Origin of the sequence: Meiothermus taiwanensis WR-220, assembly GCF_003568585.1 — a bacterium.
Classification (GTDB): domain Bacteria; phylum Deinococcota; class Deinococci; order Deinococcales; family Thermaceae; genus Meiothermus; species Meiothermus taiwanensis.
The window spans coordinates 2,734,568-2,752,191 of sequence record NZ_CP021130.1 but is presented as its reverse complement, the minus strand read 5'-3'; the positions used below and the strand labels follow the sequence as shown (position 1 = coordinate 2,752,191).

General features: G+C 64.3%; 16 protein-coding genes. 10 read left to right on the top strand and 6 right to left on the bottom strand.

The genetic code is table 11. From position 1 onward, the window contains the following. Nucleotides 1–106: 106 nt before the first annotated feature. From MTAI_RS13570 to MTAI_RS13560, 3 genes are all read left to right on the top strand, one after another. The gene (locus tag MTAI_RS13570) at nucleotides 107–1,042 is read left to right on the top strand and encodes a GGDEF domain-containing protein (RefSeq protein WP_043983309.1); all 936 of its coding nucleotides are present in this window, start codon (nucleotides 107–109) and stop codon (nucleotides 1,040–1,042) included. A 221-nt stretch (nucleotides 1,043–1,263) separates the two neighbouring features. Beyond that, nucleotides 1,264–3,435 carry a primosomal protein N' family DNA-binding protein gene (locus MTAI_RS13565; protein WP_043983310.1) on the top strand — a complete coding sequence of 724 codons (2,172 nt, stop codon included), beginning with the start codon at nucleotides 1,264–1,266 and terminating at the stop codon, nucleotides 3,433–3,435. Continuing rightward, the gene (locus tag MTAI_RS13560) at nucleotides 3,435–4,034 is read left to right on the top strand and encodes a GNAT family N-acetyltransferase (RefSeq protein WP_027888989.1); all 600 of its coding nucleotides are present in this window, start codon (nucleotides 3,435–3,437) and stop codon (nucleotides 4,032–4,034) included. The genes MTAI_RS13565 and MTAI_RS13560 overlap by 1 nt, the downstream gene beginning before the upstream one ends. A 27-nt stretch (nucleotides 4,035–4,061) precedes the next feature. Here the strand turns inward: MTAI_RS13560 and MTAI_RS13555 are convergent, their stop codons facing one another. Next, nucleotides 4,062–4,901, bottom strand: coding sequence for a DMT family transporter (locus MTAI_RS13555; RefSeq protein WP_027888990.1), 840 nt, complete (start codon nucleotides 4,899–4,901; stop codon nucleotides 4,062–4,064). A gap of 94 nt (nucleotides 4,902–4,995) precedes the next feature. Between MTAI_RS13555 and recF the strand changes: the two genes are divergently transcribed. Together recF and MTAI_RS13545 are read left to right on the top strand one after the other, a co-directional pair. Beyond that, nucleotides 4,996–6,051, top strand: coding sequence for a DNA replication/repair protein RecF (gene recF / locus MTAI_RS13550; protein ID WP_027888991.1), 1,056 nt, complete (start codon nucleotides 4,996–4,998; stop codon nucleotides 6,049–6,051). After that, nucleotides 6,051–6,416 (top strand): hypothetical protein, encoded by a 366-nt coding sequence (locus tag MTAI_RS13545; protein WP_036197668.1) that lies wholly within the window; start codon nucleotides 6,051–6,053, stop codon nucleotides 6,414–6,416. The genes recF and MTAI_RS13545 overlap by 1 nt, the downstream gene beginning before the upstream one ends. A gap of 204 nt (nucleotides 6,417–6,620) precedes the next feature. Here the strand turns inward: MTAI_RS13545 and MTAI_RS13540 are convergent, their stop codons facing one another. Continuing rightward, nucleotides 6,621–7,361, bottom strand: coding sequence for a sulfite exporter TauE/SafE family protein (locus MTAI_RS13540; RefSeq protein WP_027888930.1), 741 nt, complete (start codon nucleotides 7,359–7,361; stop codon nucleotides 6,621–6,623). Nucleotides 7,362–7,442: 81 nt separating this feature from the next. Between MTAI_RS13540 and MTAI_RS13535 the strand changes: the two genes are divergently transcribed. The 3 genes from MTAI_RS13535 to MTAI_RS13525 all read left to right on the top strand — a co-directional run bounded on the left by MTAI_RS13535 (nucleotide 7,443) and on the right by MTAI_RS13525 (nucleotide 10,498). Then, complete coding sequence (locus tag MTAI_RS13535; RefSeq protein WP_027888929.1) at nucleotides 7,443–8,243, top strand: DciA family protein; 801 nt, start codon at nucleotides 7,443–7,445, stop codon at nucleotides 8,241–8,243. 78 nt (nucleotides 8,244–8,321) lie between these two features. Beyond that, nucleotides 8,322–9,281 (top strand): branched-chain amino acid transaminase, encoded by a 960-nt coding sequence (locus MTAI_RS13530; protein WP_027888928.1) that lies wholly within the window; start codon nucleotides 8,322–8,324, stop codon nucleotides 9,279–9,281. A 44-nt stretch (nucleotides 9,282–9,325) separates the two neighbouring features. Then, on the top strand, nucleotides 9,326–10,498 hold the full coding sequence (locus MTAI_RS13525) for an MFS transporter (protein ID WP_027888927.1): 1,173 nt from the start codon (nucleotides 9,326–9,328) through the stop codon (nucleotides 10,496–10,498). On the opposite strand, the gene MTAI_RS13520 is transcribed toward MTAI_RS13525, so the two are convergent. Together MTAI_RS13520 and glmS are read right to left on the bottom strand one after the other, a co-directional pair. Next, nucleotides 10,487–11,296: a DUF72 domain-containing protein gene (locus tag MTAI_RS13520; protein ID WP_027888926.1), complete on the bottom strand. Its 810-nt coding sequence runs from the start codon at nucleotides 11,294–11,296 to the stop codon at nucleotides 10,487–10,489. The genes MTAI_RS13525 and MTAI_RS13520 overlap by 12 nt on opposite strands. A 68-nt stretch (nucleotides 11,297–11,364) precedes the next feature. After that, a complete protein-coding gene (glmS, locus tag MTAI_RS13515; protein ID WP_187388558.1) occupies nucleotides 11,365–13,179 on the bottom strand; it encodes a glutamine--fructose-6-phosphate transaminase (isomerizing) in 1,815 nt (604 codons plus the stop codon). 654 nt (nucleotides 13,180–13,833) lie between these two features. Here glmS and MTAI_RS13510 point away from each other — a divergent pair. Then, nucleotides 13,834–16,635, top strand: coding sequence for an S-layer homology domain-containing protein (locus MTAI_RS13510; RefSeq protein WP_187388557.1), 2,802 nt, complete (start codon nucleotides 13,834–13,836; stop codon nucleotides 16,633–16,635). A 47-nt stretch (nucleotides 16,636–16,682) separates the two neighbouring features. Here the strand turns inward: MTAI_RS13510 and MTAI_RS13505 are convergent, their stop codons facing one another. Next, complete coding sequence (locus MTAI_RS13505; protein ID WP_027888620.1) at nucleotides 16,683–17,081, bottom strand: type II toxin-antitoxin system VapC family toxin; 399 nt, start codon at nucleotides 17,079–17,081, stop codon at nucleotides 16,683–16,685. Further along, nucleotides 17,081–17,317: a ribbon-helix-helix protein, CopG family gene (locus MTAI_RS13500; RefSeq protein WP_027888621.1), complete on the bottom strand. Its 237-nt coding sequence runs from the start codon at nucleotides 17,315–17,317 to the stop codon at nucleotides 17,081–17,083. Before MTAI_RS13500 ends, MTAI_RS13505 begins: the two co-directional genes overlap by 1 nt. A gap of 81 nt (nucleotides 17,318–17,398) precedes the next feature. Here MTAI_RS13500 and MTAI_RS13495 point away from each other — a divergent pair, with 81 nt between their 5' ends. Continuing rightward, entirely contained in the window at nucleotides 17,399–17,620 is a 222-nt protein-coding gene (locus MTAI_RS13495) for a type II toxin-antitoxin system Phd/YefM family antitoxin (protein ID WP_036197407.1), read from the top strand. Nucleotides 17,621–17,624 lie beyond the last annotated feature (4 nt).

Here is a 17,624-nt window from a genome sequence, read left to right as displayed (position 1 = left end):
AAGCATATCCAGTTCTGCCGGGGCGGGGGCCTGGAAGTAACGCCGGTCTGCGTTTTAACGCTCATTCCTGTGGCATCCAGCCCGGAGGTTTTTCTACAATAGCCCCATGTCGCAGGGACTCGAACCGGTTGGATCCTGGCTCCACCGGCTGTATTGGCGTATGACCGTATTCGGAGGGGGGGCCCTGGCGCTAACCCAGCTTTTAGTGGGAACCGACACAGCCCGGTGGACGGCCCTGGCCTACCTTGGTGCCACCCCCATCCTACTCTCGCTGACCCAGCGCTACCCGCAGCCGGCGCTCATTGCGCACCTGGGGGCAACCCTGGGGCTGCTGGTCTGGGCGGTGCAGCAGCCGGAGGCAGTTGTGCCCGGCTGGAATCATGAGGTGATGCTCTACGCGGTCGCCACCCTGGCCACCCTGGGCCTGACGGCGCTGGCCTTGTTTGGGGGGCCCTGGGTAATGCTGGGCAGCCTGATTGGTTTGGTGGCGCTGCTACCCCATCCCGAGTCGGGGCCTTACTGGGTGGTGTGGCCGCTGTGGGCCCTGGGGGGGTTGGTGGGGGTGGCGCTTTTCCAGGCTGTGCGCAACCTCGAGGCAACCCAGCAGGAGCTATCCCAGGTGGCCCTCTTCGACCGCCAGACGGGCCTGAGCACCCGCCTGGCCCTCGAGGTCGACTACGAACGCTACCAGGCCCTGGCCAGCCGCAGCGACCAGCCGCTGTTGTTCTCCTACTGGCTGCTCCCGGAGGCCGGCCAGAACCTCCAGCTCCTGCAGGAGTTGGGGCAGATTATGCGCGAAGCGCTGCGGCAGGGGGATGGGCTATACCGCATGGACGATCACCTGTTTTGCGGGCTGCACATCGGACTGGTGAGCGGACACGAGCTGACCGAGCGCCTGAGCCAGCGGTTTGCCAACGCCCGGGTGGTCTGGGTGGCCTGCAACGGCCTGACCCTGGAGGAGGCCCTGCGCCAGGCCCAGGAGCTGCTGTATCGAAGCCACCGGCGGCCCCAGCAGAGTCTTACTGGGATGCCCAGGGCCTAGCAGTTTGGGTGGTCGCACGATGACCGGGCGGATTGATACCGGAAAGATGCTCATCCAGAGCAAAGACCACAAGGCTATCTTTAGAGCACACCCCTCGCTACGCTCGGCGAAGAAAGCCTGCCCCATCGGTGGGGTGGGCTGGCGGCCCTCCGGTGCCGAACTAACCGAATCTGCTATGTAGGGGTGCCACCGGCCTGGGGCCTTCGGGTAATCTGGGCGGGATGCAGGTCTTGAAGGTTGCCCTGCCCTTGCCGCTCGAGCCGATGACCTACCTGCCCCCGCACACCGACCCTCGAGCGGAGGTGCTGGGCTACCGGGTGGTGGTGCCCTGGCGCGGTGAGCTGCGGGTGGGGGTGGTGGTTGGCTACGAGGAAGCCCCCCAGAAGGCCTTTGCTTTGCGTGAGGCCCTGGCCTACCTCGATGCACAGCCCTGGCTTAATCCTGCGGCCCTCGAGTTTCTATTGGCCGCCGCCCGCGACAGCTTTTGTGCGGTGGGCGTTTTGCTCAACGATCTGCTGCCCTTCCTCGAGCCCCCCCTTGCCCATCGGGTGCGGCTTTTGCCCGGAGCCGACCCGGCGGTGCTGCCCGGGGGCCTGGAAGCCCTGGCCGAAGGCTGGCAGGAGGCCCAGGGCCTGGATCCCAAGCTGCTGGATTTTCTGCGCGAGGCTGGGGTTTTGCAGGAGGAGGTGGCCGAGCGGCGCACCCCGGCCCAGGCCCTGGTGGTGTTGCGCGAACCCCCGGAGGGCGTGGGCGAGAAGGCCCGGACAGCCTGGTATGCCCTGCGCGACCTGCGTCGGGTGGAGAGCATGGCCGCGCTGGCTCGAGCCGCCGGGGTGGGGGTGGGGGTGGTGAAGGGCCTGCTTGAGAAGGGGTACATCGGGTTTGTGGAGGTGCTGCCGGCTCCAGAAGCCACTGCGACGCGGGCGCTCGAGCCCCTGGCGCTGCCCTTCACCCCGGTGCGCCTGCAAGGGGGGCGGCTGCTGGAGCGCCTGCGTGCTCTGATGGGCCTGGTGCAAGAGGGCCCGGCCCTGGTGTTGTTTCCCGAGGTCTCGCTGCTCAAAAAATGCCAGTCTTTCTTCCCCGGGGCCGCCGTTTTACACGGCGAGATGAAAGCCGAGGAACGCCGCTTGGTCTGGGGAAAGCTCGCGCAAGGGTCGGCCAGGTGGGTGCTGACGACCTATCAGGGCCTCTTGCTCCCGCTCGACTGGGAACGCATCGTGGTGGTGGAGGAGGGCGCCGAGGCCTACAAGCTTCCGGGGGGCTCGAGGGCCTTTGTGCCCCGGCTGGCCCGGCTGCGGGCCCAGGGCCTGGGGATTCCCATCCACTACTGCTCGAGCGTCAACAGCCTGGAGGTCTGGGAGGAGCCGGCCTACACGCTGCCCCCACCCCGCCCGCGGCTGCACCTGCTGGATCTGCGCCAGGAGCGGGGCTGGCCCCTTACAGGCGCCGCCATTGCCCTGCTGCAGCAGGTGCAGGAGAAAAAGCGCCAGGCCATTGTGCTCTCGGCCCGGCGAGGCTATAGCGCGGTGCTGCGCTGTAAGCAGTGCAACTGGAAGGCCATGTGCCCCCACTGTGCCCTGCCCCTGCGCTACCACAAAAGCGGGCGGCTGGGCCTCTTGCAATGCCACCAGTGCGGCCACCAGGAGAAGGCCCCCGAGCTATGCCCTAGCTGCCAGTCCGATGTTTTCGAGCCCAGGGGGCCGGGGGTGGAGTGGCTTTTGGAGGCCCTGGGGCGGCACCTGCCCACCCTGCCCCGCTACCGCTACACCGCCGAGGCCAAAGACGACCTGCGCCCTTTGCTGGCAGGCGAGCCGGGGGTGCTGGTGGGCACCACCGCCGTACTGCGGGGGCCGGTGCTGCCGGAGCTGGCGCTGGTGCTGCTGCCCTATGCCGATGGCTTCGTGCTGGAGTCCGACTTTCGGGCGGCCGAACGCTACCACCGGCTTTTGTGGCAGCTGGCCGACCTGCACCCCCACCGCCGTCCGCTCTTGGTGTTGCAGACCTTTGAACCGGGGCACGCCGCCCACCGGGCGCTTCAGGCCGCCAGTCCCCAGGGCTTTATGGAGGTTGAGCTGGCCCTGCGCCGCGCCCTGGGCTACCCCCCGGCCAGCCGGATGGTGAAGCTCGAGGTCGCACACGCCAAGGAGCCCGTGGCCCGCGATGCCATCTACCAGCTGGCCCGGGTTCTCCAGGCCCGCGCCCAGCCGGGCGAGCTGCTGGGCCCAGCTCCGGCCCCCGTGGCCCGCCTGCGGGGCCAGTACGTGTTTCACCTGCTCCTCAAAAGCTGCGAAGAGCGAGTCCAGGCCCTGATGGCGAACCTGCCCCCGGTGCGCGGTGCCCGGCTCAAAATAGACCCCGATCCGCAGAGCTTTATCGGACTGCTGGAGGACTGATGCAAGGTATGACCATCCGCCCCTATAGGCCCGCCGATCTGCCCGAGCTGTATCGCATCTGCTTGCTGACCGGCGACAGCGGGGCCGATGCCAGCGGCCTGTACCATGACCCCGCGCTGCTAGGGCATTTCTATGCCGCTCCCTATGCCGTTCACGAGCCCGACCTGACCTTCGTGCTCACCGACCTCGAGGGGGTCTGCGGCTACGTGCTGGGCTGCCGCGACTCGCTCGAGTTCGCAGCCTGGATGGAGGCGGTGTGGCTGCCGCCGCTGCGCGAAAAGTACCCCCTGCCGCTCGAGGCCGATACCTCCAGGGATGCCGCCATGATCCGCCTGATTCACAAAGGCTATGTGCCCTCGAGCCTGGCCGACACCTACCCGGCCCACCTGCACATCGACCTGCTGCCCAGGGCCCAGGGTCAGGGGCAGGGCCGCAGGCTGATGGAGGTGTTTCTGGAGCGCCTGCGCCAGCTAGGGGTGCCGGGCGTGCACCTGGGGGTGGGGCGGCGCAACATGGGTGCGGTGGCCTTCTATGAGCGGATGGGGTTTGCGCGCTTGCAGACCTTCTCCTGGGGCTACGAGTACGGCTTGAAGCTTTAGCGAGCACACGGCCCGTTGCAAGCCCGGCTAACCGGAGGCGATGAGGGCGATGGCTATCAGCGAAAGCAGCACCCCCATCACCTGTCCCTGGCTCAGCCGTTCTCGTAGCAGGGCCCAGGCCAGCAGAGTGGTAAAGGCGGGGTATAGCGAGGAGATCACGGCGGCCACGTCCAGCCGCCCGGTCTGGGCCGCGACCAGAAAGAGCAGGTTGCCCCCGGCGTCCAGAATCCCGGCCAGGCCCACCAGGCCCAGGCTGGCAGTAAGACCGGCTGTCCGCTGCAAAAGACCCAGCCCGCCCACCAGCCAGAGCATCAGGGTGGTGGCGGTGAGTTTGGCCAGGGCCGAGGGCCAGAACAGGCCTTCCACCTGATGAATTAGGGTGAAATAGCCCCCAAACCCCAGACCCGCCAAAAAAGCGTAGACGAGCCCCCTCGAGGGGCCAGAAGCGCCGTCGGGGCGCGCCGCCAGCCAGACGCCCAGCAAACCCACCCCAAAGCCCAGGAGCTGGGATGGGGTGGGATGGCCCTCGAGCACAAACCCCACCAGGGCCGCCAGCCCGGCCCCCACCACCCCGGCCATGGGGGCCGCCAGCCCCATCTGCCCGGCCTCGAAAGCCCGGTACAGGAACACCAGCCCCACACAGCCCGCCAGCCCTGCGCCCACGCTCCAGGGGATGTCGCTGGGCTGGAAAGCCTCCCCACGCAGCAAGGCCAGCAGAGTAAAAAGCAACAAGCCGGTGGCGTGCACCAGCAAAGCAATCAGGTAGGGGTTGAGCCGGCGGGCCGCCACCCCTCCGCTAAAGTCGCCTGCACCCCAGGAAATGGCGGAAAGTAGCGCAAAAGAAACCGCGAGCAGTTCGGGACTCATGAGCGCCAGCATACGCCACCCTGTGGGGGTTGACGAGTTGTAAATGCGCCTTTGGCCCTTGAGCCTGGGGCCTGTGGCCTTTAGCCTATACCCCGTGCGGCTGGTGCGCTTGCGGCAAAAGAATTTTAGAAACCTCTCCACCCCGGTTTTTGCCCCGGGGCCGGGCCTGACCACGGTGGTGGGGGGGAATGCCCAGGGTAAGACCAACCTGCTCGAGGCCATCGAGCTGGCCCTGGGGGGCGAGCTGCGCAACGGCCTGGCCGAGCGCATCGCCTTCGGCCAGGGAGAGGCCTGGCTCCATGCCGAGATCGAGACCCAGTTCGGCAGCAGCCGCCTGGAGGTAAAGCTGAGCCGCGAAGGGCGTGAACACCGGCTCAACGAGGCCCCGGCCTCGCTGCGCGAGCTGGCCCAGCTGCCCGGTGCGGTGCTCTTGGGCCCCGACGACCTCGAGCTGGTGCTGGGCCCCCCGGAGGAGCGCCGCCGGTTTTTGGATGTGCTGCTCTCGCGCTTCTCGGCCCGCTACCGTTCGATGCTCAGCCAGTACAACCGGGCTTTACAGCAGCGCAATGCTGTTTTGAAGAGCGGTTTTCGCAGGGAGGGCCGCTCCGGCGGGATCCAGACCACCCTCAGCATCTGGAACCACCAACTGGTCAAGTACGGGGGGGAGATTCTCAGCCTGCGCCGCCGGATGCTGGCCAAGCTCACCCCCCTGGCCCGCGAGGCCTACCGCGAGCTGGCACCGGGTGAGTTGAGCTTGGAGCTGTCTGAGACCACCGACCCCGATGGCTTTTTACAGGCCCTGGAGGATAACCTGCAAGACGATCTCCAGCGCGGGGCCACCAGCGTGGGGCCCCACCGCGACGATCTTGTGATTCTGCTGGAGGGGCGCGAGGCCGCCCGCTTTGGTAGCCGGGGCGAGTGCCGTAGCATTGCCCTGGCCCTCCGCCTGGCCGAACACCGCCTCCTCTGGCAGCACTACGAGGAGGCCCCACTGCTCTTGGTAGACGAATGGCATAGCGAGCTGGACAACCGCCGGCGGGGGGCCTTGCTGGCTTATGCCCAGAGCCTGCCGCAGGCCATCCTGGCCGGCCTGGAAACCCCCGGCACCGGGGCCGTGATCGAGATTGAAGCCGGGGTGTGGGGTTCGTAATGCACAGAAAGGAAGCAGAGGCTGAATCGATTCGGGAGGCCCAGCGTGGGCTGGCCTGGGCCCTGTTGCTGGGGCTGGCCATTCTGGCTGGCATTGTGGCGGCGTTTATGGGCTTTGTGTTGGTGCGCCTGTTACCCTACGCCGAAGTTTTGGCGACCTCGAGCGGGCCTGTGACCCTGCCTTCGGGCGAGCGCCTGCACCCCTCCTGGCTGCGCGTGGCGGTTGCAACCTTTGCTGTTGCGCTGGGGTTGGGTCTGGCCTCGGTCTGGGGTTTGTTCTGGCTGCGGCGGGTCTGGGCCAGGCCCCTGCCGGCTACCAGCAGGAAAACCCAGAAGAAACCCCAAAAAAATAAAGGCCAACGCTGATAGAAGTTTGGCCTGTATCCTTCACCCCGGGCTACGCCTGGTGGTGAGGGAGTGATACCAGATTCGGTTAGTTCGTCACCGAATGGTGGCGAACTAACCCGACCGAAGGGAGTGCTCTAGGATTCAAAAAGATAGCCTCTGGAGGTTTTTACTTTGGATGACTATCTTTTTGAATCCGGTATGAAATGCGTATGAAAGGATCCCCTAGGCCAGGAGCAGCCGAAGGCCCCCCAGCAAGGCCAGCACGAGGGCCATCCACTCGAAGGTGTTTTGCGAGATGCGGTTTAGAAGCCGGCGGCCTGCCACCGCCCCCAACACCACCGCAGGGGTTAGCCACAGGTTGAAGGCAAGCGACTCCCAGGTGATGAGGCCCAGTCCCACCGCGAAAGGCACTTTGAAGAGATTGACCACCAAAAAGTACCAGGCGATGCTGCCCACCACCTCGAGCTTCCCCATCCGCATAGCCAGCATATAGATGAGCACAAAGGGCCCGGCTGCATTGGCCACCATGGTGGTAAAACCTGCTGCCACGCCCATACTGGGTGCAAAGGCGGGGTGTTTGGAGACCGTCACCTTGTCTAGGTTGCGGGCCTTGCGGTATAGCTGATACAGGGTCATGCCAGCCACAATGGCCCCGATCACCCGCTGTACCTGGGTGTCGTTGCTAAAGTAGAGCATCCATGTGCCCAGGCCCACTCCCACCGCTGTCCAGGGGAAAATTCGCATGAGCGCCTGCCAGCGCACGTTGTTGCGCAGCATGCCGACAGCGATAAAGTCGGCGCAGATCAGCACCGGTAGCAAAGCGCCGGTGGCCTCGCGGGCCGGGATAATGCTGGCAAACAGAACCACGGCAATGGTTACTGCACCTGATAACCCAGCTTTAGAAGCACCCACCAGCCAGGCCGCCAGCAGGGCCACAATCCAGGACTGGGGGCTGAGCTCCACGCTGTTACCATACCCCAGTCCGGCCCATTGGTGGGCCGGGTAGTAGCCAAGGGAGGGGCTTTTGCCTAGCCTGTAGAAGGAATGTCCAAGCCTCGATCATCTGCCGAGATTGTTGCCCAGATTTTGCGCCAAAAGGGGCTGGTCAGCGGGGTTCGGCGGGGCCAGGCCCTGGCGTTGTGGCCCGAGATTGCCGGGCCGGCCCTGAGCGAGCTCACCGAGGCCGACCGCCTGGAAGACGGGGTGTTGTTCGTGCGGGTGGTCGATGCGGTGGTGGCCCACCAGCTTACCTATCTGCGGGAGGAGTTTCTGAGGCGCTACCAGGAAAAGCAGCCCGGGCTGGTGCGGGAACTGCGCTTCCTGGTAGGCGCTGAGAAAAAGGCCAGGCCCCAGGAAAGGCCAAAAGCCCTACCCAAGCTAAACCCCGAAGAAGAGGCCCGGTTGCAGGAGCTGGCCGGGCGCTCCCCGCAAGACCTGCAGGGGGTGATTCTGCGGGCCGGAAGGGCCATACTGCAAAGGCAAAAGAGCAGCCCCCATCCACCATGCCCCATCTGCGGTACGCCCAGTCCGGTGCATCCCTGCAGGCCATGCCAGAAGCTGCTGGATACGCCTACTGTGCAACGTGAGGCGGCGCGACTGACACGCTTCCCGCTAAAGAACCGCCTCGAGGGCGAGCCCTTACAGGCCGCTCGCTACCTGGCCCAACAGAGGCTCGAGGCCCAGCTACGCGACCTGCTACCCCAGGTAATCCAGCAGCCCGAACTGATGCCCATCCTGCAAGACACCGCCCGACGTTACCTGCAGCTTCGCACCGGTGAACAAGAGGTTCGAAGTTACCGCCACCTGCTACCGGATACCCTGGGCTCGTTGCTCAAAGAAGTATGATATTGGAGTCCGCAGCGCTTCCCTGGCCTGCCGCGAGGGATGCACAGCAAATGAACCGCGTTTACCCTTGGAGGAAACATGGCAACCGAGACCAAAACCAAAAGCGTTGGTGGCGATAGCAAAATGAAGGCTGGGCTCATCTGGTTCAACGGGCAGATGGTGCCCCAGGAAGAGGCCAAAGTCTCGGTACTGACTCACGCCTTGCATTACGGCACCAGCGTGTTTGAGGGTATCCGGGCTTATGAGACCTCCCGGGGCCCGGCCATTTTCCGCCTGCAAGAACACACCGAGCGCTTTTTTCACAGCGCCAAGGTCATGATGTTCGAGCTGCCCTTTAGCCCCGAGCAGATCAACCAGGCCATCCAGGAGGTCGTCCGGGCCAACGGTTATAAAAGCTGCTACATCCGCCCCCTGGCCTGGATGGGGGCCCACACCCTGGGGGTGAACCCCCTGCCCAACAACCCCGCCGAGGTGATGATTGCAGCCTGGGAATGGGGCACCTACCTGGGTGAGGAGGCCGTGCGCAAAGGGGCCCGGCTCATTACCTCGTCCTGGGCTCGCTTCCCGGCCAACGTGATGCCCGGCAAGGCCAAGGTGGGGGGTAACTACGTCAACAGCGCCCTGGCCCGTGTGGAGGCCCAGCAGGCGGGGGCCGACGAAGCCCTCCTGCTCGACAAGGAAGGCTTTGTGGCCGAGGGGTCGGGGGAAAACATCTTCTTTTTCCGCAATGGTGTGCTGTACGCGGTGGAGCACTCGGTTAACCTGATGGGGATCACCCGCGACTCGATCATCACCATTGCCCGCGACCTGGGCTACGAGGTGCGCGAGGTGCGGGCCACCCGCGACCAGCTCTACATGGCCGACGAGGTCTTCATGGTCGGCACGGCCGCCGAGGTTACCCCCGTCTCCTACCTGGATCACCGGGCCATTGGTACGGGCCGGGCCGGTGAGCACACCATGAAGATCAGGGCTGCCTACATGGATGTGGTGCACGGCAAAAACCCCAAATACCAGGCCTGGTTGACCTACGTTCAATAGGTGCCTTTTTCGATCGGGTGGCTCAGGCGATAAACTGTTGGGCGGTGAAACCGCTATCGTTGTTATTCCTTACCCTGTTCAACAGCATTCTGGGCCTGTCGGTTTTATTTCCCATCCTGGGGCCCCTGTCGCGCGAGCTGGGTCTAAGTGAGCTGCAGGTGGGGTTGTTTTCCACTGGCTACGCCCTGATGCAGTTCATCCTGGCGGCCCACTGGGGGCGACGCAGCGAGGTGGTGGGGCGCAAGCCCATCTTGTTGATGGGCATTCTGGGTTTTGCGGCCAGTTTTTTCTTGTTTGCACTGTTCGCCTGGCTGGGCTATCAGCAGGTGCTCTCGGGTTGGGGGTTGTTTGGATGCCTGCTCTTCTCCAGGCTGTTGGGGGGTGCGTTTTCTTCGGCTACCCTGCCCACTGCCCAGGCCTATCTGGCCGACATCACCCCGCGCGAACAGCGCACCCAGAACTTTGCTATCCTGGGGGCTGCTTTTGGCCTTGGGGTGATTTTTGGCCCGGCCATCGGGGCGGGCTTGGCGCACTTTGGGCTGCTGGTGCCGGTGGTTTTTTCGGCCACCCTGGCCTTACTGAACGCGCTTTTTGTCGGGCTGGCCTTGCCTGAGTCGCGCCGGCCGCTCGAGCGCGCCCCAACCCCTCCCAGCCTCTCCTGGGCCGATCCCCGCATCCTGCCGTTGCTCCTCATTGGCTTGAGCATCAACCTGGCCTCCATTGCCATGGAGCAGACCGTGGCGTTCTTGTATCAGGATCGCCTGGCCCTGAACCCGGCCCAGACGGCCCAGACCGTCGGCCTGGCCCTGGTGATTTTTGGCATTGTGGGGGTACTGGTGCAGGGTTTCTGGGTGCGCGTGGTCAGGTGGCCGCCCAGGGTGCTGTTGGGCTTTGGACTGGCACTGCTGCTGCTGGGTTACCTGGGCCTGGTGTTTGCCCCCAGCTTCGGCTGGCTCACGGCCTCGTTGGTGTTGCTGGGGTTGGGCTCCATGGCCAGTCCGGGCCTGACCGCTGCCCAGTCCCTGGCCGTCTCCGACGATGAACAGGGTGTGGTGGCGGGTTTATCCAGCGCAGCCCAGGCCCTGGGGCGCATGCTGGGGCCGGTGGTGGGCACCTCTTTGTATGGTCTTTCCCCGGCCTACCCGTATGTGTTTTCCGCCATGCTGATCGCTCTGGCGCTTTTGTTTTTCCTGGCCCGGCCCCAGCTAGCCAGGTAGCCCGGCCTCCTCCAGCAACCGCTTGAGCATCTCCAGGTTGACCAGGGCATGGCCTTTGGTGGTGTTGTTGAAGATGAACCAGACCTGGGTGAGGGTTTCGTGCTCCAAAGCGGCCTGCAGGGAGCGCACCCAGAAGCGCAGCTCTTCCTCGCTGTAGCGGTAGTCGTGCCGTTCGGCCTGGTCTTTGCCCTCGTACCACTTTTCCTTGTTGCGCCCCGAGAGCCTTATGTAGGCGATCTCGCCGGTGATGTGGAGCTGGTTTTTGGGCAGGCCGGGCAGGGGCGGGTAGTCGGTGCTGACCCAGATCAGCCCGGCTTTCCTGAAGGCTTCGCGCACCTCCTCGAGGTCCCAGGAGGCATGGCGAAACTCCACCGCCAGCCCGCCGGGGGCCAGGGTTTTGTCGGCGAAACGCTGGGCCAGGGCCGCCAAATACCGGCGGTTCTCGGGGGTGCGGTGGAAGCTCTGGGGAAACTGGGCCAGAAATGGCCCCAGCACCCCGGCCTCCCGCAGGGGGGCCACCGACTCAAAAAGCCGCCGGTAATCCTCGTCGCTGGCCTTGCGCTCGTGGGTCATGCTCTGGTGTATCTTGACCGCCCAGTGCACCCGCCCTTGGCTGCGCTTTAGCATTCCGGCAAAGGCTTTGAGGCCGGGAATGTGATAGAACGAGGCGTTTAGCTCCACGGCGTTGAATTGGCGGGCGTAGATCGAGAGCCACTGGTCTTTTTTGGCCTCGAGCGGATACAAAAGGCCCACCCAGTCCTCGTTGGTGTAGCCGCCGGTGCCCAGGTAGATTTCCACCCCGCCCATTGTGGCACAGGAACCAAAAAAACGCGCCACCTTCGGGTGGCGCGTTTATACGGGCTCGGCTACTCCACCGTCACGCTCTTGGCCAGGTTGCGGGGCTGGTCTACATCACGGCCCAGGCATACTGCGGTCTCGTAGGCCAGCAGCTGCAGGGGCACCACGCTCACCACCGGGGCCAGCAAATGGTGGGTTTTGGGGACATAAATCACGTCCTGGGCAAACTTTTTTACCTCGGTGTCGCCTTCGGTGGCTACGGCAATCACCCGCCCGCCCCGGGCCCGCACCTCCTGGATGTTGGAGACGGTTTTCTCGTAGAAGGGGCTCTGGGTGGCGAGCACCACCACCGGCAGGCGCTCGTCGATCAGGGCGATGGGGCCGTGCTTCATCTCGCCAGCGGGGTAGGCCTCGGCGTGGATATAGCTGATCTCCTTGAGCTTGAGGGCTCCTTCGTAGGCGGTGGGGGCCTGAATATGCCGCCCCAGGAACAGGTAGTCCTGGGCCTGGTGGTACTTCTCGGCGATGTGGGCTACCTGGGGGCGCAGCTCGAGCGCCTCTTCCACCAGCCTTGGCAGTTTGCGCATCTCCCCCAGAAATTCCCGTGCGGTCTTCTCGTCCAGGCTGCCCCTGGCCCGGCCCATCCAGACCGCCAGCATGGCCATGGCGGCCAGCATGGCGATGTAGGCCTTGGTGGAGGCCACCCCGATCTCCGGCCCGGCGTGGATGTAGAGGGTGTCGTCGACCTCGCGGGTGATGCTGCTGCCCTTGGCGTTGATGACCCCCAGGGTGCCCGCGCCCTTGCGCCCCGCCTCGCGGATGGCCTCCAGGGTATCGATGGTCTCGCCCGACTGGCTGATGCAGATGGCCAGGGTTTTCTCGTCCACCACCGGGTCGCGGTAGCGGTACTCCGAGGCCACGTCGATCTCCACCGGCACGCGGGCCAGGGCTTCCAGCAGGTACTTGCCCACCCAGGCCGCGTAGTAGGCCGTGCCACAGGCCACGATGTGCACCTTGTCGTAGCGGGTGGGCTCGAGCTTGAGCCCCAGCTCCACCCCGGCTTCTTCCTCGTGCAGGCGGCCCCCCAGGGTGTTCTCCAGCACCCTCGGCTGCTCGTAGATCTCCTTGAGCATGTAGTGGGGGTGTCCGCCTTTTTCGGCGGCCTCGAGGCTCCACTCCACCGTCACCACCTCACGCTCCACCGGGTTGCCGGCCAGGTCGGTCACCTTAACCCCTTCACGGGTCACCACGGCCATATCGCCGTCGTGCAGGAAGATCACCCGGCGGGTGTAGGGCAGCAGGGCCGGTACGTCCGAGGCCACGAAGTTCTCGCCCTCGCCCAGTCCAATCACCAGCGGGCTCACCGTGCGGGCCACCACAATCTCCTCGTGGTCTTGGTGGGCCACCACCAGGGCGTAGGCCCCATAGGCCTCGGCCAGGGCCAGCCGCACCGCCTCCACCAGGTCGCCCCGGTATTTTTCCTCGATCAGGTGGGCCAGCACCTCCGAGTCGGTCTCGGAGGTGAAGGTATGACCCCGGGCGATCAGGCCTTCCTTGAGCGGCAAGTAGTTCTCGATGATGCCGTTGTGGATCACCACAATATCGCCCTTCTCGGTGGTGTGGGGATGGGCGTTGGGGTCGGTGGGGGCCCCATGGGTGGCCCAGCGGGTATGCCCCACCCCAAACTGCCCGCTCAGGTTATGCTCCTTGAGGCTGTCGGCCAGCACCTGGAGCTTGCCAGCTTTTTTGACCACCTCGAGGTGCCCGTTAACCTTTACTGCAATCCCCGCTGAGTCGTAACCGCGGTACTCCAGGCGTTTGAGCCCGTCCAGAATTACCTCCGACGCCTCGCGGAAACCCACATACCCTACGATTCCACACATCTTTTTACCTCTTTTCCTAAACCATAGACCAACTGTCCGTTCAAGCCGCTGCTATTTGCACCAAACCTGGGGCCATACACCCCAAAGGCCACCCCTTACCGGCTGGATAAGGCCGGTGGGTGTGATGAATTTAGGCTGCTTTCTCCACCTGAACCCTGCCCATTGGCTGTCCGGCGCTCGCGCATCCGGCTTTCCCGCAGGGCTGCTCTGGCCGCTGGGCCAGCGGAGAGGGAGGGGTTCGCCCCCTGGCGGCATCCGCGGAACCACTCGATCTTTCGCAGTTGGCTGCTTATCTCGGCATGAGACCGCCACCTCGTAAGGTCGGTATCCGACCCCCTGCGCTCCTCACTTTGAGACCCAACCTCCTTTCCTGGGGCCTTAATAAACCCCAGCCCATTGTACAGTTTAATCGTCTGAGCGCCTGTTCATACTTGACATCCCGATAAATACATGGGTATGATGCCCCCGGATGCGCAAGGTGAGAGCTTTTTGAGCCCCGTGAGTGGGGAGCCCGCTCTACCGAGCATCCGTTGCGGACGCTGGGGACTCTGGGAGAGGAAACACGGCAACTCGCCCCGCAAAACCCCGCGCCTCCGCAAAACCGGTTCTCGTGCGGCATCCATCCGGAGGCCCGCGAGGCTTTGAGGAGGCAGAATGAAGAAGAAGCTAGTAGTTTACTTGGCTGGGTTGCTGACCGTGCTCGGTCTAGGCTTCGGTCAGGCGCAGTTCTCCGACGTACCCGCCGGACACTGGGCCAAAGAAGCCGTCGAGCGCATCGCGGCCTGCGGTCTTATCACGGGTTTCCCCGATGGAACCTTCCGTGGTAACACCAACCTGACCCGCTACCAGGCCGCCCTGATCTTCCAGCGCTTGCTGAACGAGATCCAGCAGGGCGGCGAGTGCGTGAAGGCCGACGGCAGCGGCATGAACGCGGAAGACATGACCGCCATCCGCAACGCGGTGCAGGAGCTGGCCGCCGAGCTGGCCGCCCTGGGCGTGCGCGTATCGGCCCTGGAAGACAACGCCGCTTCCAAGGACGACATCGCCCGCCTCGAGGCCGCCATCGAAGAACTCAAGGCTATGAAGGCTGAGCCCGCCGCCGGTATGGACGAAGCCGCCCTGGCCGATCTGGCCGACCGGGTGGAGGCCGCCAGCGTAGCCGCCGATACCGCCCTGGCCCAGGCCCAGGTGCTGGCCGAGCGCCTCGATGCCGTGGAAGGCGATGTGGCCGCCCTCAAGACCCAGGTGGAGGCCGACGCCGACAGCATCCGCGCCCTCAACGAGCTGGCCGTGCTCCTGAACCAGGACGTCCTCTCGCTGCAAGACCGCGTAACCGCCCTGGAGAAGCAGCTCGGCGACGTGGACTTCGAAAGCTTCGCCAACCGCGAAGACGTGAGCGCCATCCAGGAGTTCGCCACCGCCCTGCGCAGCGACCTGGTGCGCCTCTCCGACCGGGTGAGCGCCCTGGACACCCGGGTGGGGGCCCTGGATCAGCGCCTGACCGCTGTAGAAGGCACCCGCCCGACCCTGACCGGCTCGCTCTCGGCCACCTATGGCTATGCCACCAACACCGGCGGTAACTTCGACATCGACCGCCTCTTCCCGAACAACGCCCTGAGCTCCGGCACCGGTGCGGATGATAGCTCGGGTAACCGCATTCGCAACGCCTTCCGTCGTGGGGACTTCGACCAAACTTACACCTATGGCGGGGCCACCCTGAACTTTGGTCTCAAGCCCACCGGCGGTGCCATCAGCGAGGTCAGCCTGGGTCTGAGCGCTGATCTGGTGAACTCGGGTGCAGCTCGTACCCTGGCCCTCAACAGCGCCAGCGTCAAGGGCAGCCTCTCCGGCCAGGCCTTCAGCGTCACCTACAACAACGACGACAGCACCTTTAGCTTCAACCCCTACCTCTTCAACAACAGCACCGTGGGGGACTTGATCACCACCCGTGGCTTTGTGGCTACCCTGGATGCCAAAGCCTTCCCCCTGGCGCCTAAGTTCACCGTGGTGGCAGGTGAAGGGATTGACAGCACTTCAGTTCCGGCTGCAAGCCGCGTATGGGGAAGCGACCCCACCTACGGTGGTCTGCGGGCTGAACTCAACTTGCTGGGTATTACCACCGGCCTCAGCTACGCTGAGAACCGTGGTAACCGTTCGGCTTTTGGAGTGGACTACAAGGGTAGCCTCTTTGGGCTTGTGAACCTGGAAGGTGCCTATGTGGCCTCCACGCCCTTTGCCTTTACTCCCGACTTCTCCAACCAGCTCGTAACCGACCAGGCCTTCTACACCAAGATTGGGGTGAAGCTGGGTATCCTTGAGGCCAACTTCAACTACCGCGCCATTGACCCGCAATACAATAACGGTCAGGCTGGCCTGTCCTCGGCCTCCAGCTACTACTTCTTTGGGTTGGGTGGCAACGGCGAGGCCCCCTACGGCGCCAACAACATCGGCTTTGGTTTCGATGGTAAGCTGACCCTGTCCTTCTTGAATAACATCGAGGCGCGTGTCTTCTACGACAACTCCGCCGACTTTGCCACCCGCAGCCAGACCGCAGATACCCTCAGCTTGGGTGTCACTGTGCCGCTGTTCGCCGGCTTCAGCCTGAACGGCTTCTACAACAACACCAACGTGAACGGTGGGCAGGTCTCCGCCGTTGCTGGCACCCAGTCGGGCCTCAACGGCAACTACAACTTCTACGTCTACAACAACCTGGACGCCCGCTGGTCGAGCGGCTGGGGTGTCAAGCTGGTGCATAGCGGCCGGGCCAGCAACGCGCTGGTTCCGAACCTGGATCTCAACCTGTGGTACCAGTCCTTCGCGGGCCCCGATGCCGGCACCGATATCTTGGCCAGTGCGGGCTACAACCTGAAGCTAGGCTTTATCTCGCTCAACCCCATCGTGCGCTACCACAGCTTTGCGGATGCGGCAGGGGGCAACACTAACTTGTCCACCAATGCCCTCAAATACGGTATTGGCGTCAGCACCGACCCGCTGGGTATCCCCCTCAAGCCCAGCCTCGAGGGTGCCTTCGTGCAGCAGTCCATCACTGAAACTGCACCTGGCAGCAACTCCTCGAGCGAGCAATACTGGCGGGTGGGCCTCAACCTGAACGAGTTCCTGGCTACCGGGAGCGTCTTCAAGGTGGGCTATGCTCAGTACAGGGCGACCAACGTGGTATCGCCCCTCCCTGTGGGCGGTGCTCCGGCCCGCGGCTTCGGCAACTTCCCCTTGAGCATCACCACCGACCGCGTCTTCAACTACCCCGGCGAGGTGCAGTACCCCTGGAACCTCACCGGCGGCTTCGGCACCAACTCGGGTAGCGTGACCGGTCTGTACCTCGAGTGGAAGTATGGCAACCTGACCATGGCAGCGGCCTCGGCCACCCTGGCGAACGGCTCGGGCGCGACTGTCAGCAATGGTACGGGCTTCAAGATCAGCTACGAAGTGAAGTTCTAAATACCGAACCCACTTCAAGCCCCGCCCGAAAGGGCGGGGTTCTTTTTTCAGGGCAGCAGCTCGAGCTTGATTCTGGCCTCCACCGCCCCAAAATGCCGGCGGTCGAGGGTGGCGATCTGCCCGATGCCAAGCTCCTCGGCTATGGCAATAACAGCAGCGTCCACGAAGCCCAGGCGGAGGCTTTCGTACTGCCGGTTCAGCTCCAAAACCCGCCAGTACCCGGCTTCGGAAAGATCGACTACCTGGTAAACCTGCGACCCGATGTCCTCGTAAAGCGCCATTTGGGCGGCCAGGCCCATGCGCCTACCCAGCAGATAATCCACCTCGGGGATGACCGGGGCCGGCAGCAGCAGTATTTCTCTTTCATCCAGGAGACGGGCCACCGCGTGATGCCACTCATCGCGGCGGTTGTAATAGGCCACAAGGATGCCGCTATCCAGGAGCATTAGCTGTTCTCCGGCTCGCCAAACCCCAGCTCGTCCAACACTTCTTCAAAGCGCTCGGCGTCGGTGGTGTGGCCGCTGTCGAAGGCGCCAACGTACCGGGAGCGCGGGCGTTTTGCGGTGATGCCTTTGCGCAGCACCTCGCGGATAATCTCGGCCATGGGCTTTTTTGTACGCCGGGCCTCGAGCTTGAGGAGGAGCTCGAGCTCGGGATCCAGGTAGATGGTCGTCCGCTTCATATGTTTATGTTAGCATACATCGCTCCGCACGGGGCGGGCTTGTGAAAGTCGGCCTGGATACCTAGGATATAAGGCGTGAGGATGGTCACCGCGCACCAGGCTAAGCAGCGCTTTTCCGAACTGCTCGAGCGCGCCCACGCGGGGGAGGAGGTGGTGGTCTCGAAGTGCGGCAAACCCTACGCCAAACTGGCGCCCCTGGAGCCGGTGGACAAGGTGCCCCTGGGCTTCTTGAAAGGCAGCGTGGAGGACGCCTTCTTTGAGCCGCTGCCCGATGAAGCGCGGGTGCCGGGGATTGTATCCTAAGGTG

Bases quoted from the DNA above. Each gene is read 5' to 3' on its own strand.
- MTAI_RS13535 (WP_027888929.1), top strand. From the start codon at position 7,443: ATGTCCAAGCCTCGATCATCTGCCGAGATTGTTGCCCAGATTTTGCGC.
- glmS (WP_187388558.1), bottom strand. From the start codon at position 13,179: ATGTGTGGAATCGTAGGGTATGTGGGTTTCCGCGAGGCGTCGGAGGTA.
- MTAI_RS13560 (WP_027888989.1), top strand. From the start codon at position 3,435: ATGCAAGGTATGACCATCCGCCCCTATAGGCCCGCCGATCTGCCCGAG.
- MTAI_RS13530 (WP_027888928.1), top strand. From the start codon at position 8,322: ATGGCAACCGAGACCAAAACCAAAAGCGTTGGTGGCGATAGCAAAATG.
- MTAI_RS13545 (WP_036197668.1), top strand. From the start codon at position 6,051: ATGCACAGAAAGGAAGCAGAGGCTGAATCGATTCGGGAGGCCCAGCGT.
- MTAI_RS13505 (WP_027888620.1), bottom strand. From the start codon at position 17,081: ATGCTCCTGGATAGCGGCATCCTTGTGGCCTATTACAACCGCCGCGAT.
- MTAI_RS13500 (WP_027888621.1), bottom strand. From the start codon at position 17,317: ATGAAGCGGACGACCATCTACCTGGATCCCGAGCTCGAGCTCCTCCTC.
- MTAI_RS13495 (WP_036197407.1), top strand. From the start codon at position 17,399: ATGGTCACCGCGCACCAGGCTAAGCAGCGCTTTTCCGAACTGCTCGAG.
- MTAI_RS13570 (WP_043983309.1), top strand. From the start codon at position 107: ATGTCGCAGGGACTCGAACCGGTTGGATCCTGGCTCCACCGGCTGTAT.
- MTAI_RS13565 (WP_043983310.1), top strand. From the start codon at position 1,264: ATGCAGGTCTTGAAGGTTGCCCTGCCCTTGCCGCTCGAGCCGATGACC.
- MTAI_RS13510 (WP_187388557.1), top strand. From the start codon at position 13,834: ATGAAGAAGAAGCTAGTAGTTTACTTGGCTGGGTTGCTGACCGTGCTC.
- MTAI_RS13555 (WP_027888990.1), bottom strand. From the start codon at position 4,901: ATGAGTCCCGAACTGCTCGCGGTTTCTTTTGCGCTACTTTCCGCCATT.